Genomic DNA, 13,739 nt, shown 5'->3' on the forward strand with positions numbered 1-13,739 from the left:
TTCATCGGGTGGGCGGTGAGTCGGTCTGACAGGTGAAGGCCTCCGGTTGTGAAGTGGAGCTGTCTAGGAACCACTTCACCAACCAGGAGGCCTTCGTGTCCCACGTTAACGCGACCCTGACCCCACGCACGCGGCTGAGACTGGCGCGTCTGGTGGTCGAGCAGGGCTGGACGTGCGCGGCTGCGGCGAAGATGTTCATGGTTTCTGCCCGGACGGCTGGCAAGTGGGCCGAGCGGTACCGGTGCGAGGGGCCGGCCGGGATGGCCGATCGCAGCTCGAGACCGCACCACAGCCCAGCCAAGACACCACCGCAGACTGTGCGTCGAATCGTGGGTTTGCGGTGGCGGCTGCGGCTCGGCCCGGTCCAGATCGCCGGCCGTGTCGGCATGCCGGCCTCGACCGTGCACGCCGTACTGGTGCGCTGCCGGATCAACCGGCTGGCGCGCATCGACCGGGTCACCGCCGAACCGCTACGCCGCTACGAGCACCACCACCCCGGCTCACTCATCCACGTCGACGTGACCAAGTTCGCCAACATCCCCGACGGCGGCGGCTGGCGCTACCTCGGCCGCCACCAGGGCAAACGCAACGCCCAGCACACCGCCAGGACCCGCACCGGCTACACCGACAAGTACCACGCCAACATCGGCACCGCCTACCTGCACACCGCCATCGACGACCACTCCCGCGTCGCCTACATCGAGATCCACACCGACGAGAAAGCCGCCACCGCGATCGGCGTCCTACACCGGGCGATCACCTGGTACGCCGACCGCGGCGTCACCGTCGAACGTGTTCTGTCCGACAACGGCGCGGCCTACCGCTCCCGCGCCTGGCTAGCCGCCTGCCAGGAGCTCGGCATCAAACCCAAGAAGACCAGGCCCTACCGCCCACAAACCAACGGCAAAATCGAACGCTTCCACCGAACCCTGGCCGACGGCTGGGCCTACGCCCGCTTCTACACCTCAGAAAACCAACGCCGAGCAGCCCTACCCGGCTGGCTCCACTTCTACAATCACCACCGACCCCACAGCGCAATCGGCGGCCAACCACCCATCACCCGACTAACCAACGTCCCTGGACATCACAGTTAGTCGTCGTACGCCGACAGCGCGTCGCGGGCGGTGGCGGCGATCTGGCTCGTGAGGTCGGGTGGGTCGAGGACCGTGGCGGCACCGCCGAGGCGGAGGACGAGGCGTTGGAGCCAGGCGATGTCCGCGACGCGGAGTTTGACGATCAGGGAGTCGTCGGGGCCTTCTTCGACGGACTCGTTGGGGTAGTACTCCGCTACCCAGCGGGCCGGTGGCCTCAGCTTCACGGTGGCCAAGAGGTCTTGTTCGGACGGCTGGAACATGCCGTTCGAGAGGTCACGCGGCGTGGCCTCGGGTGGCGGCTCGCTCGGCAGATCCAGAAGCTTCACGGCCGCGATCCGGTCCAGGCGGAACAGGCGGACGTCCTCGGCCAGGCGGCACCAGGCCTCGAGGTACGTGCGGCCCTCGGACACGACCAGCCGCATCGGGTCCACATCGCGCTCGGTCGTCTCGTCGCGCGACGGTACGTCGTACGTCAGGTGGAGCCGCCGCTTGCCGGCCAGCCCGCGGTTGACGGTCTCGGCGATCTCCGGCGCGGCCGGCTCGACGTGGACGTGTGCTGCCGCGCCTTCGTTCGCCGCGGCGGCCTCGCCTGCGGCCCGCTCCAGCTTGGCGATCGCCCGGTCGACCGCGTCCCGGTCCGCGCCGGCTGTTACCTCGCGCAGCGTCCGCAGCGCGGTCAGCAGCGCCAGCGCCTCGGCCGCGGCCAGCCGCAACGGCCGCGCCAGGTAGTCCGCGTTGTTGATGTGGATGACGCCGTCGCCCTCGGCCGCCTCGATGTCGATCTCGATCAGATCGCCCATCTGCGCACCGGGCAGCCCGCAGAACCAGAGCACCTTCAGGTCCGCGATGATCTGCTTCGGCCGGACGCCGAACTCCTTGGCGACGTCGTCGACGCGCGCACCGTCGTTCTCCCGCAGGTACGGCACCAATGCCAACAGCCGCTGCACCTGGTCACGCGCATTGCTCATGCCCCGGCCACCGTCCGCAGCCGCCACAGCACGCCGTCCAGTACGTCCCCGGGACCTTCTACGACCGCATCAGGTCCGTACGACGCGATCTCCTCGGCCAGGACGGACGAGTCGGCGTACGGGACGTGCAGCAGGTCCCAGCCCTCTTCGTACTCCTCGATCGCGTTCGCGCGGCGACGCAGGCTCACACAGGAGCCGGTCCGCGCCCGCACCTTCGCCTCGGACGTCGGACGCGGCGGGGCCAGCTCGGTAACCAGCGAGCGCAGGTCCGTCCCCTCGGGCACCGTGAACGCACCCGGCTCCCCCACCGTCTTCACGTTGCCGCCGATCCGCGACAGCCGGAACATGCGGGTGGCCTCACGGTCACGGTCGCGGCCGACGACGTACCAGCGGCCGTGCCAGGACACGATGCCCCAGGGCTCCAGCGTCCGGGTGGTCGACTCGGACGCACCACTCCGCACGTGCTGGAACCGGACCACCTGCCGGGCCACGACAGCGGACCAGAGTGGGTCGAACGCCGGCTCCGACGCACCGACGTGCGGCTCGATCGCGCTCAGCGCCGACTGGTCGGTCTGGATCCCGGCCGCCTTCAGCTTCAGCACCGCCGACGTGGTGGCCTCGGACAGGCCGGCGTGCTGCCAGACCCGCGCGGCCACGCCGAGCACGGCCGCCTCGTCCGGCTCCAGATGGACTTCGGGGAGCTCGAAGACGTCGCGCCGGATCCGGTAGCCGACCTCGTCGGAGAAGAACTTGTCGATCGTGCCCATCTCGATCGGGATGCCGAGGTCGCGCAGCTCGTCCTTGTCCCGCTCGAACATCTTCTCGAAGGCGTCGTCGGTCTGGCCGGCGTACCCCTCGACGACCTCGCGGATGCGTTCCTTCGTCACGTAGGTGCGCGCGACCAGGAGGCAGATGACCACATTGAGCAGTCGCTCACTCTTCCGCGCCGACACCCGACCACCTTACGGCCTCCGGGCGTCCAAAACCCGCCTTTCCGCACCGAAACTTCGAACACACCTTCGACGCGCTGAAGACACGCTATGGTCGCTGCGTGATTCGCTGGCGGGACGGTGTGGTGGCGCAGATCGGCCGGAGCTGGGCCGGTGCAGTTGAGCTGACTGTGACGGTCGGTGCGCAGACCGTGCGCGCCCTGGCCTACCCGGACCTGGTCGGTACGCCGGTCGTGGGCGACCGCGTGCTGCTCAACGTGAGCGCACTGGACCGCGGCCTGGGCACAGGCGGCTACGCGCTGGTCGTCGCCGTACCGGACCGGCTGCCGGAGGACCCGCCGGAGCGCGGTCACCTGGTGAAGGCCCGCTACACGCCGATGCAGGCGATGGTGCTGGGCGCGGACGAGCAAGACTCCCCCGACCACGACGTACTGCGGGATGCGGACGACCTCTTCGGTACGCCGGTCGTCGTCGCGGACCTGCACTCCGCCCTGCCTGCGGTGCTGGCGGGCATCTACGAGGCTCGCCCGACCACTCGGGTCGTGTACGTCATGACGGATGGCGGAGCGCTCCCGCTGGCGTTCTCGCGGAGCGTGGCGACCCTGCGGGACGCTGGCTGGCTCAGCGGGACGGTGACCGTCGGCCAGGCGTACGGCGGGGACCGGGAGGCCGTGACCGTTCACACCGGACTGCTGACGGCTGTGCAGGTTCTGGCCGCAGAGGTGGTCGTCATCACGCAAGGACCGGGCAATCTGGGCACGGGCACGCGCTGGGGCTTCTCTGGTGTGCAGTCTGGTGAGGCGGTCAACGCGGTCGGCACGCTGGGCGGTCGGGCCGTCGCATCGCTCCGGATCTCCGAAGCGGATCCGCGTCCGCGTCACCGCGGTATCTCACACCACAGTCTCACCGCGTACGGCCGGGTGGCGCTCCAGCCGGCGGATGTCGTCGTACCGGATCTGTCCGGTGACTTCGGGGACGCCGTACGGGATGCGGCTGAGCCGCTGAAGGCGCGGCACCGGGTGGTCCGGGTCGGCGTGGACGGGTTGTACGAGGCGATGCAGGCGGCGCCGGTCAAGCTGTCCACGATGGGCCGCGGCCTCGACGAGGACCGCGCGTACTTCGAGGCTGCCGCGGCGGCGGGGCGGCATGCGGCGGGTCTGGTGGATGTACCACCACCCGGAGTGGGGACGCAGTACTCCTGATCCTGCGGGTCTTCGCGACCACGCTGGGAGCATGAGAACGATTAGTCGGGTTGAAGCGCCGCTGACCGCCCGGTCGGCGACGATGTTGTGGTTGCTGGCGGTCGGCGCCGGGGTCGTGGAGACCGTGGTCCAGGTAGGGCTCGCGCTGGCCGACGACGTCTCGACGTCCGCGATCGTCGGGCAGATCGCGGTCCGCGCCGTCATCTACGGGGCGTTGTTCGTGATCATCGACCGGTACTTCCGGCGCGGCGTGCGCTGGTCGCGGTACCTGCTGGCCGGCGTCCTCGGGACGGTCGGCGTGGTCTCACTGGTCACCGAGCCGATCGGCTGGTTGATCGACAACGGCGACTTCAGCACGATCGACTGGTCGGTCAGCTTCGTCACGATCGCCGCGCTCCGCGTCGTGCACCTCACTGCGGTGATCAGCGCACTGTTCTTCACCTTCCACCGCGACACCGCCCGCTGGTTCAACACCGAAGGCCGGTCTCCCAGGTGAGGGAGACCGGCCTTCGGTGAACAGCTGTGACTACTGGCCCGTCTGCTTCGGGGCCGGGAACGCGTTCAGGATGTCGATGACCGCGAAGGCGTTGACCGTCTTGCCGGCCTGGTCCTTCGAGGCCGGAAGCTCGACCAGAACGCGGCTGCCGACCGGGATGCCGGCGAGGCCGTCGAGGGCGCCGGTCTGGCCGGTCGGGCTCGGGCCGACCTGGAGCTGGTCGGTCGGGGCGCCCGGCTGGGCGGGGCTCTGCGCGGTGGCGGGCTGGCCGTCCCAGGTGCTGGCCTGCTTCTTGCCGGTGTAGTCGTAGACGACGTAGCGGCCGATGAGCTGGCTGGCCTTCTCGATCGGCTTGCCCTTGCCGAGCGCGAACACGACCGGCTTGCCCGGCTTCGCCGGAGGCTTGGTGCCGGCCGCGACCGTCACCTTCGGCTCGGCGTTCAGCGGGCCGCTGACCGAGATCTTGGTCGGCGTCGACGGGGTGACCGGGCTCGCGTCCAGCGGGGTGTCGTTGGCGGCCTCGCCGACCAGGTCGACGACGAAGATCAGCGTGTCGTCGCCCTTGATGCCGGCCTGCTCGTTGCCGGTCGACTTGTAACCCTTGTCGGACGGGATCGACAGCAGCACGCGGCTGCCGATCTTCTTGCCGACCAGACCCTCGTCCCAGCCGGCGATGACGCCGCCGACCCCGATCGGGAACGACGACGGCGCGCCGCGGTCGTAGGAGTTGTCGAAGACCTTGCCGTCACGCCAGATCTGGCCGAGGTAGTTCGCGGTGAGCAGCTCGCCCTTCTTCACCTCGGGACCGTCGCCCTCCTTGAGGACCTCGGTCACCAGGTTCTTGTCCGGCTCACCGTCGCGGTGGGTGATGGTCGGCTTCTGCCCGAAGTCGGAGGTCACCTTGACCCCGGCGGCCCCGAACTCGTCCTTCTTGTCCGATCCGCACGCCACCAGGGACGACCCCAGCGCCGCAACCACGACCAGACTCAACAATTTGCGCACGAAACCAGCACCTCGAACCATCCCGGCGCATCGCGCCGCTAGCCTCCGGTCAACAACGCCGCCCACCCTAGCCTGCGGCTTCAACCGGGTGGGCGGCTGGCTGCGTCACCGTTGAGTCACACCACGTACAGTCACGGCGCTCAGAAACCGACTGCGTTGTGCGGGGCGCGCTCAGCTCGCAGTACTGCGTCCAGGCGGGACACCGCACCTGGTGTGTGTTCGTCGATGCGGCCGGCGTGTGACAACTCACTTGCGCGGACGCCGCCGAGGTACAGCGATCCCAGCTCGGCAACGCCGAGCGACAGGTCTGCAGTCTGGTCAGTAGCTGAGCAAGTCGCGCCTTCCGGTGCGGCGTCCAGGCGCCAGCGCCCAGAGCCGAACAGGTCGTCCGACACATCCAGCACGAGCGAGTCGGTCGCAGCGTACGTCCGCGCCTCCAGAGCTCCTTGTACGTCGAGGATCCGCAGCCACAGGTTGTCCCGCGTCCGGGTGAGCTTCAACGCTCGCGGATTGGTCAGCATCCACCGCAGCGGCTCGTCGACCGGCCGGCGTGCAGCAACCACTCGCTTGGTGAGGTCGAAGTCGAGCAGCAACCCCCAGAGCGCGCGGTACGCATCAGATGTCAGCGCCTCGAACGCTTCCACCTGCAGTACGCCGGCCTGTGCCGGATCCGGCGACCACGGCAACCGGAAGATCGCAGCACCGTCCACTGCCCCCGCAGCGTCGCGATGCACCAGGTGATGAGCCGGCCCCGACCCATCCGCCGGCAACGCACCCGACGGCAGCCCGTCCCACTTGCCAGGTAGTGGACTGATCTCCCCCACGCGCTGAGCCCGCACCTGCTCATGCAGCACAGGCCACACCTCGCCCGCCACCACACCGTCCACCAACTCGAGAGCACCCGAGTCGGTGAACTCGGACCGGAAGGCGACGTCGGTACGCCGTACCTCCCACCGGTGCTGGAATGTCGCAGGTGAGAACCCGTACCGCCCGTAGATCGTCCCCTCGCTCGCACTGAGCCCAGCCATGAACTCACCGCGATCACGGCAGTCGATCAGCATCGCCGACATGATCTTCCGCAGCAGCCCACGTCTGCGGTACGTCGGCAACACCGCAGTGGCTGTCACGCCGCCGAGCGCCAGCTGCCGGCCGCCCGGGACAGTGACCTGTACCGACACGATCGCCGACCCACCTGCGATCTTGCCGTCGACGAAGGCCGCCTGTGGGCGGAACCAGTCCGCCTGGAGCTCCTCGGCGTACCGCCCGAGGTCGGCTGCGGACCGCGGGACCTGCGGTGGCCAGGCGGCCGTTCCGGCGTACCAGGCCGACGGCTCGGGCTCCTCCTGCGGGAAGCCGTTCACGTACGGCAGGACGCGCAGGTACTCCAAAGACTCGGCCGCGATGATCGGCCGGATATCAATCGCCATGCGCCCTTTCTAAGCAGCGCATGGCGACCGAGCACTCTATTTAGCAATCACCTACATGCTGGCGATCAGCTTCTCCACGCGCTCGTCGTGCACCCCACCCAGCCTCTTCTTTTCTTTTCCTTACATGCTGGCGATCAGCTTCTCCACGCGCTCGTCGTGGGACTTGAAGGGGTCCTTGCACAGCACAGTCCGCTGGGCCTGGTCGTTCAGCTTCAGGTGCACCCAGTCGACGGTGAAGTCGCGGCGGCGCTCCTGGGCCCGCTTGATGAACTCACCGCGCAGCCGGGCCCGCGTGGTCTGCGGCGGCACCGACTTGGCCTCGAACACCCGCAGGTCGTCGACGACCCGGGTGACGGCGCCCTTGCGCTCGAGCAGGTAGTACAGCCCGCGCGGCCGGTGGATGTCGTGGTACGCCAGGTCGAGCTGTGCCACCCGCGGGCTGGCCAGACCGAGGTTGTTCTGCGCGCGGTACCGCTCGATCAGCCGGTACTTGATCACCCAGTCGATCTCGCGCTCGATGCCGGACATGTCGCCGGACTCGATCGCCTTCAGCGTCCGCTCCCACAGCGACAGCGCCCGCTCGACGGCCGGCGTCCCGAGCTCGCGGCGGTCGACGAAGTCGCGCGCCTTGGTCAGGTACTCCGTCTGGATGTCCAGGGCCGAGGCTTCTCGACCGTTCGCCAGCCGGACCTCGCGGCGGCCGGTCATGTCGTGGCTGATCTCGCGGATCGCCCGGATCGGGTTGTCCAGGGTCAGGTCGCGCATCACTATGCCGGCCTCGATCATCCGCAGTACCAGGTCGGTGCTGGCCACCTTGAGCAGCATCGTGGTCTCGGACATGTTCGAGTCGCCGACGATCACGTGCAGCCGGCGGAACCGCTCGGCGTCCGCGTGCGGCTCGTCCCGGGTGTTGATGATCGGCCGGGACCGGGTGGTCGCGCTGGAGACCCCTTCCCAGATGTGCTCGGCCCGCTGGGACACGGAGTACACCGCGCCGCGCGGAGTCTGCAGCACCTTGCCGGCGCCGCAGATCAGCTGCCGGGTGACCAGGAACGGGATCAGCACGTCGGCCAGCTTGGCGAAGTCGCCGTGCCGGGAGACCAGGTAGTTCTCGTGGCAGCCGTAGCTGTTGCCGGCCGAGTCGGTGTTGTTCTTGAACAGGTAGACGTCGCCGAAGATGCCTTCGTCGTGCAGCCGCTTCTGCGCGTCGACCAGCAGTCCCTCCAGGATCCGCTCACCGGCCTTGTCGTGCGCGATCAGGTCGGTGACCGAATCGCACTCACCGGTTGCGTACTCCGGGTGGGAACCCACGTCGAGGTAGAGCCGGGCCCCGTTGCGGAGGAAGACGTTGCTGCTCCGCCCCCAGGACACGACCCGCCGAAACAGGTACCGCGCCACCTCGTCCGGGGTCAGTCGCCGCTGCCCGCGGAACGTACAGGTCACGCCGTACTCGTTCTCCAGACCGAAGATTCGCCGGTTCACATCACCCACACTACGGCGCGGTTCCGACAAGCGGGCCAGATCTCAGGCGCGCCGTCTTCCGGCGTTACCCCTTTGATGCACCTTCGCGACGCAACAATCAGTTGTCCGCCCGCATCGAGTTGTTGCGAGGAAGGACCACTACATGACCAAGAACAGGCGAGCGCTCGGCGCTCTCGCCACCGGGGTGCTGGCCGCCGGCACCCTGGTATCCACACCGGCCACAGCGAGTACGACGGGCCAATCCGCAGTCTGCTCGATGCGACTGGGCTCGATCACCCCGAGTGGCGACCACACCCAGCAGACCATCACCGCGACCCCGTCGGCCGGCGCCCGCCAGGTCGGCCCGAAAGACCTGTATCCGGACGGCAAGGCCCATCTGCCGACCGCGGTCCGCACCGAGCTCGTCGTACCGGCCGGCGAGGAGCGCACCGGTCTGGCCGTCGTCGGCGTGCAGCTGTACGGCACCAGCTACATGACCGACGGCACCGGTACGGCGATCGTCCCGGGGACTCTGAACCAGACGCTGATCGGTGGCGGCTGGGACGACCTGCACAAGTACGTCGAGCTCAGCCGGTCCTCGACCGGGGGAATTGTCCGGTCCAATGCCTACTCGTTGATCAACCAGTTCACCGACGGCCTCATCGCCCGGTGGACGGTGACCTCGAGCGGCTGGAAGTACTACACGACGTTCGGTGGCTTCAAGGCGGTCAAGACGATGACGCTGATCGGCCAGGGCAGCACGTACGACACGTTCCTGGCCACCACGAACGGCGGCGCGCTCTACACCGTCAAGGTGCCGGTCGGCTCCGGCAAGCCGGTGGTGACGAAGGTACGCACGTCGACCTGGCAGGGCTTCGAGACACTGATCGCCGAGAAATGCGGCAACTACGGCACCCTGCTGCTCGGTATCGACAAGGACACCGGCTCGGGTTACCTGTACGCCGTCGGCCACGCCAACGGCGCCGCGACCGTGATCAAGGGCCTCGGCAAGGTCCCCACCACCTTCCCGGCGACCGACTCGTACTTCCGCTACTACACCGCCGGCGTCAATCTGACCGGCGCCTGACGAGTGCAAACTGGTCTACCAGCTCGTCCGGCGAGCCCTAGCCTTGCGGGCATGACGAGACTTCGGGTCGCGGCGGGGATGCTCTCCGCGACGATGGTGGCGGCTGTGATGGTGTCCGGACCGGCCCAGGCCGGGACAGCGCAGGCAACTGCCGCCTGCAGCCTCACCCTGGGCACCGTGACGGTGCAGGGCGATCACAAGTTCCAGACGATCACAGCGACCTCACCGGTGACAGCCGGCACACCTGTCGTCCGCCCGAAAGGGCTGTTCCCGGTCGACCAGGTGCGGCTGGCGACGTCGCTCGGCTGGGAGCCCGATCCGCCGTCGGCCATGCTCAGCCGCGGCTACGTGACGATCGGGACCGACCTCTACCGGTTCAGCTACGCCATCGACACCAGCACCGGTGAGCTCGACCCGACGTCGTACCAGAAGTCGAAGGTGGGTGGCGGGTGGATCCACCAGACGTACCTGGACCAGTCCACGTTCTTCACACCCACCGGGACCCGCACCAACAGCTATGCCCTGCAGGGCGACGTCGTGACGCGCTGGACCGTGGAGGGATCGGCCTGGCGCAACAAGGCGACGTACAGCGGGTTCTCGGCGGTGAAGACGATGACGCTGATCAGCCAGACCGCCACGTACGACTCGTTCCTGGCCAACACGCGAGGCGGGGCGCTCTACACGATCCGGATCCCGGTGACCGGCGCTCCGGTGGTCAAGAAGGTGCGTACGTCGACCTGGCAGACCTTCGACACGCTCATCGCCGAGAGGTGCGGCAAGCAGAGCACTCTGCTGCTGGGCATCGACAAGGACACGCGCACCGGCTACCTGTACGCCGTAAGCCACGCCAACGGAGTGGCCACGGTCATCAAGGGCCTGGGCCGGGTGGGCAACCAGCTGGTCGCGCCCGAGGACAAGACGTACTTCCGATACTTCGCCGGCAGCTCTGAGGCGGACAACCTTCTCTACGGGGAGTGAGCAGGATGAAGAAACGTGCAGCTGGGCTGCTGGGGGTAGTGATGGCTGCCGGGGCGCTGGTCCAGGCCGCGCCGGCGAGCGCCGGTACGACGGCGCCGCCGCCGTTCTGCCAGCTCGCCCTGGGGTCGACCACGTCCGGTGGCGACCTCATCCTTCGAGGGCTCTACGGGACAGTCCCGCCAGGCGCCAGCCCGAGCACCTGGGGCGGCAAGGACCTGATGCCGGACAACGAGATCAAGGTGGCCGGCGCGCTCGGTCTGCAGGTCAACGCCGACCAGACCGGGGTCAGCCGGCGTCAGTACGTCGTACTGGGCTCCACGCTCAACCTGCTCACGTACGACGTGAAGGGCTTCGGCGGCGAGGTCGATCCGGCATCGGTGAAGCGGACCCCGGTCGGCGGCGGCTGGGGCGACGCGCGGTACATCGAGAACTCCCGGTACATCGTCGGCAGCAAGCTGGTCCGGAACAGCGCGTACGCCGTCATCGGAGACAACATCCTGCGCTGGACCGTCAACGGCACGTCCTTCACCGGCAAGGCGACGTACGCCGGATTCAGCGCGGTCAAGACGATGACGCTGATCAGCCAGACCGCCACGTACGACACGTTCCTCGCCAACACCCGCGCCGGGGCGCTCTACACGATCCGGATCCCGGTGTCGGGCAAGCCGGTGGTCAAGGTCGTCCGGCGGACCACCTGGCAGGGGTTCGAGGCGCTGGTCGCCTCCAAGTGCGGCACCGGCACCATGGTGCTCGGCGTCGACAAGGAGACCGGGACGCCGTACCTCTACACGATCGGGCACGCCAACGGGACCGCGACCGTGATCAAGGCTCTCGGCAAGGTGCCGCGCACGTTCGGTGAGGTCGCGTACTCGCGGTACTACGACGACACCCAGGATTACGACCGGCTGTCCGGCGAGTGAGTCCGATTGTCTGGTGAGTTTCCGGTGCCACACTGGAACTCACCAGGCGATCGAGAGGTAGAACGTGAGCCGGACCCGAGTGGCCATCGCGGACGATGACGTCCTGCTGCGCGAAGGTCTGGCCAGCCTGCTCGACCGGTCCGGCTTCGACGTGCTCGGCACTGCGGGCAACGCCGAGGACCTGCTCGACCTGGTACGCCTGGACAGGCCCGAGCTCGTCATCATCGACATCCGGATGCCACCCGGGCTGTCGACGGAGGGGCTGGACGCGGCCGACGTCATCCGCCGGGAGCACCCGGAGACCGCCGTACTGCTGTTGTCGGCCCATGTGGAGGTCGAGCACGCGCTCCAGTTGATGGCTGCCGGGCAGGGGGTCGGCTACCTGCTCAAGAGCCGCGTGACCGACGTCGACGAGTTCCTCGAGAGTCTGCGCCGGGTCGCGCGCGGCGGGTCGGTGGTCGATCCGGCCCTGGTCCGGGAGCTGGTCGACGCCCGGCGCCGGCACGACCCGCTGGCCGCCCTCAGCGAGCGGGAGCGGGAGGTCCTGTCGCTGGTCGCCGAGGGCCGCTCGAACGCCGGTGTCGCGCGGCGGCTGTGGGTTGCCGAGGGCACCGTCGAGAAGCACGTCCGCAGCATTCTGACCAAGCTCGACCTGCCCGAGACCGACGACGACCATCGCCGGGTGCTCGCCGTCCTGACGTACCTGGACGGTGTGCACCGCCCGGCGACATGAGGGCGACATGAGGGCGACATGAGGGCGACATGAGGGCGACACTGCTGGGCGGAGTCGCCCGGCGGGTGCTGGTCGCGAGCGGGCTGCTGATGGTGCTCGTCGGCTCCGGGTTCGTGGTGCTGCTGATCTCGGTGCAAGGTCTGCGGGCGTCGGAACACCAGGCCCGGCACACCGAGGCCGTGCTCACCAGCGCACACCAGGTGGAGCGGCTGGTCAGTGATCTGGCCACCGGTCAGCGCGACTTCGTCATCACCGGTCAGGAGAAGTTCCTGCAGCCGTGGCAGGCGGCTCAGGCCCAGCTGCCGGCGCAGACCGCCTCGCTGGAGCAGCTGGTTGCCGGGAGCCCCGATCAGTTCGCTCGGGCGCAGCAGGTCAGCCAGAGCGTCACGTCGTACCTGCGGGACTACTCGATGCCGGAGATCGAGGCCGCGCGTCTCGACCCGGACGCTGCCCGGACCGAGGCTGCAACCACGGAAGGCGCGCAGCGGGTGGCCCAGATCCGCTCGGTGCTCGACCAGCTGATCGGCTCCGAGCAGCAGCTGTCGGTGACCGAGCAGCGGCACTCGGACTCGGTCGCCAATCAGGCAGTCGTTGCCGCGGTCATCGGGTTGGCCGGTTCCGTCGTACTGATCCTGGGCTTCACGATCTACCTGACGCGCGCGATCGTCCGGCCGGTGCGGGTCACCGCGGAGATGGCGAACCAGCTGGCCGCGGGCGATCTCGCCGTACGCGTGCCGGAAACGGGCGTCGGCGAGATCCGCACGCTGGAGCGTACGTTCAACACGATGGCGACCTCGCTCGGCGCGGCCAGTGCCGACGTCGCCGCGTCGCGGGCGCGCATCGTGCGGTCGGCGGACGAGACCCGGCGCCGGATCGAGCGAGACCTCCACGACGGGATCCAGCAACGGCTCGTCTCGTTGGCGCTCGATGTCCGCGCGATCCAGGCGGACACCCCGGTCGCGGAGCTGGACAAGGTCGCCGACGGGCTGGCCTCGACGCTGGACGAACTCCGAGAGATTGCCCGCGGCATCCATCCCGCGATCCTGTCGGAGGGCGGTATCGGCCCGGCCCTTCGGATGCTCGCGCGCCGGTCGAAGATCCCGGCGGAAGTCACGGTCGGCTTCACGACCCGGCTCCCGGCGCCGATCGAGGCCGCGACCTACTACGTCGTGTCCGAAGCAATCACCAATGCGGCCAAGCATGCCGACGCGTCCGTCGTACTGATCGATGCCGACATCGCCAACGGCTGGCTGAAGCTCTCGGTGCACGATGACGGACGTGGTGGCGCAGACCCGACCGCAGGCTCCGGTCTGATCGGACTCGACGACCGGGTGCAGGCTCTGGGCGGCACGCTGGTGGTCGACAGCCCAACAGGAGCAGGTACTACGCTCTCGGTTGCGCTGCCCATCACCTCGTAGTAC

General features: G+C 68.6%; 13 protein-coding genes. 8 read left to right on the forward strand and 5 right to left on the reverse strand.

Annotated elements, in window-relative coordinates; all coding sequences use genetic code 11:
- The first annotated feature begins 95 nt into the window (after positions 1-95).
- Positions 96-1,094, forward strand: coding sequence for an IS481 family transposase (locus OHA10_RS40175; protein WP_371408045.1), 999 nt, complete (start codon positions 96-98; stop codon positions 1,092-1,094).
- On the opposite strand, the gene OHA10_RS40180 is transcribed toward OHA10_RS40175, so the two are convergent.
- Together OHA10_RS40180 and OHA10_RS40185 are read right to left on the reverse strand one after the other, a co-directional pair.
- The gene (locus OHA10_RS40180) at positions 1,091-2,062 is read right to left on the reverse strand and encodes a helix-turn-helix transcriptional regulator (protein ID WP_371404024.1); all 972 of its coding nucleotides are present in this window, start codon (positions 2,060-2,062) and stop codon (positions 1,091-1,093) included. The genes OHA10_RS40175 and OHA10_RS40180 overlap by 4 nt on opposite strands.
- Positions 2,059-3,015, reverse strand: coding sequence for a helix-turn-helix transcriptional regulator (locus OHA10_RS40185; protein ID WP_371404025.1), 957 nt, complete (start codon positions 3,013-3,015; stop codon positions 2,059-2,061). The genes OHA10_RS40180 and OHA10_RS40185 overlap by 4 nt, the downstream gene beginning before the upstream one ends.
- Positions 3,016-3,113: 98 nt before the next feature.
- On the opposite strand from OHA10_RS40185, the gene OHA10_RS40190 reads away from it, so the two are divergent.
- Positions 3,114-4,214 (forward strand): DUF3866 family protein, encoded by a 1,101-nt coding sequence (locus tag OHA10_RS40190; protein ID WP_371404026.1) that lies wholly within the window; start codon positions 3,114-3,116, stop codon positions 4,212-4,214.
- A gap of 31 nt (positions 4,215-4,245) precedes the next feature.
- Positions 4,246-4,710, forward strand: a complete 465-nt coding sequence (locus tag OHA10_RS40195; protein ID WP_371404027.1) for a hypothetical protein — start codon at positions 4,246-4,248, stop codon at positions 4,708-4,710.
- Positions 4,711-4,740: 30 nt separating this feature from the next.
- Here the strand turns inward: OHA10_RS40195 and OHA10_RS40200 are convergent, their stop codons facing one another.
- From OHA10_RS40200 to pafA, 3 genes are all read right to left on the reverse strand, one after another.
- Positions 4,741-5,712 (reverse strand): FKBP-type peptidyl-prolyl cis-trans isomerase, encoded by a 972-nt coding sequence (locus OHA10_RS40200; protein WP_371404028.1) that lies wholly within the window; start codon positions 5,710-5,712, stop codon positions 4,741-4,743.
- Positions 5,713-5,852: 140 nt separating this feature from the next.
- Positions 5,853-7,139, reverse strand: a complete 1,287-nt coding sequence (locus tag OHA10_RS40205) for a GNAT family N-acetyltransferase (RefSeq protein ID WP_371404029.1) — start codon at positions 7,137-7,139, stop codon at positions 5,853-5,855.
- Positions 7,140-7,259: 120 nt separating this feature from the next.
- Positions 7,260-8,621, reverse strand: coding sequence for a Pup--protein ligase (gene pafA, locus OHA10_RS40210; protein WP_130439232.1), 1,362 nt, complete (start codon positions 8,619-8,621; stop codon positions 7,260-7,262).
- A 142-nt stretch (positions 8,622-8,763) separates the two neighbouring features.
- Here pafA and OHA10_RS40215 point away from each other — a divergent pair, with 142 nt between their 5' ends.
- The 5 genes from OHA10_RS40215 to OHA10_RS40235 all read left to right on the forward strand — a co-directional run bounded on the left by OHA10_RS40215 (position 8,764) and on the right by OHA10_RS40235 (position 13,736).
- Positions 8,764-9,687 carry a hypothetical protein gene (locus tag OHA10_RS40215; protein WP_371404031.1) on the forward strand — a complete coding sequence of 308 codons (924 nt, stop codon included), beginning with the start codon at positions 8,764-8,766 and terminating at the stop codon, positions 9,685-9,687.
- Between the two features lie 51 nt (positions 9,688-9,738).
- Complete coding sequence (locus OHA10_RS40220) at positions 9,739-10,665, forward strand: hypothetical protein (protein ID WP_371404032.1); 927 nt, start codon at positions 9,739-9,741, stop codon at positions 10,663-10,665.
- A 5-nt stretch (positions 10,666-10,670) separates the two neighbouring features.
- The gene (locus OHA10_RS40225) at positions 10,671-11,585 is read left to right on the forward strand and encodes a hypothetical protein (RefSeq protein ID WP_371404033.1); all 915 of its coding nucleotides are present in this window, start codon (positions 10,671-10,673) and stop codon (positions 11,583-11,585) included.
- A gap of 64 nt (positions 11,586-11,649) precedes the next feature.
- Positions 11,650-12,318, forward strand: a complete 669-nt coding sequence (locus tag OHA10_RS40230; protein WP_371404034.1) for a response regulator transcription factor — start codon at positions 11,650-11,652, stop codon at positions 12,316-12,318.
- Positions 12,319-12,347: 29 nt separating this feature from the next.
- Positions 12,348-13,736: a CHASE3 domain-containing protein gene (locus OHA10_RS40235; RefSeq protein WP_371404035.1), complete on the forward strand. Its 1,389-nt coding sequence runs from the start codon at positions 12,348-12,350 to the stop codon at positions 13,734-13,736.
- Positions 13,737-13,739: the final 3 nt, after the last annotated feature.

It is taken from the genome of Kribbella sp. NBC_00662, from assembly GCF_041430295.1.
Classification (GTDB): Bacteria; Actinomycetota; Actinomycetes; order Propionibacteriales; family Kribbellaceae; genus Kribbella.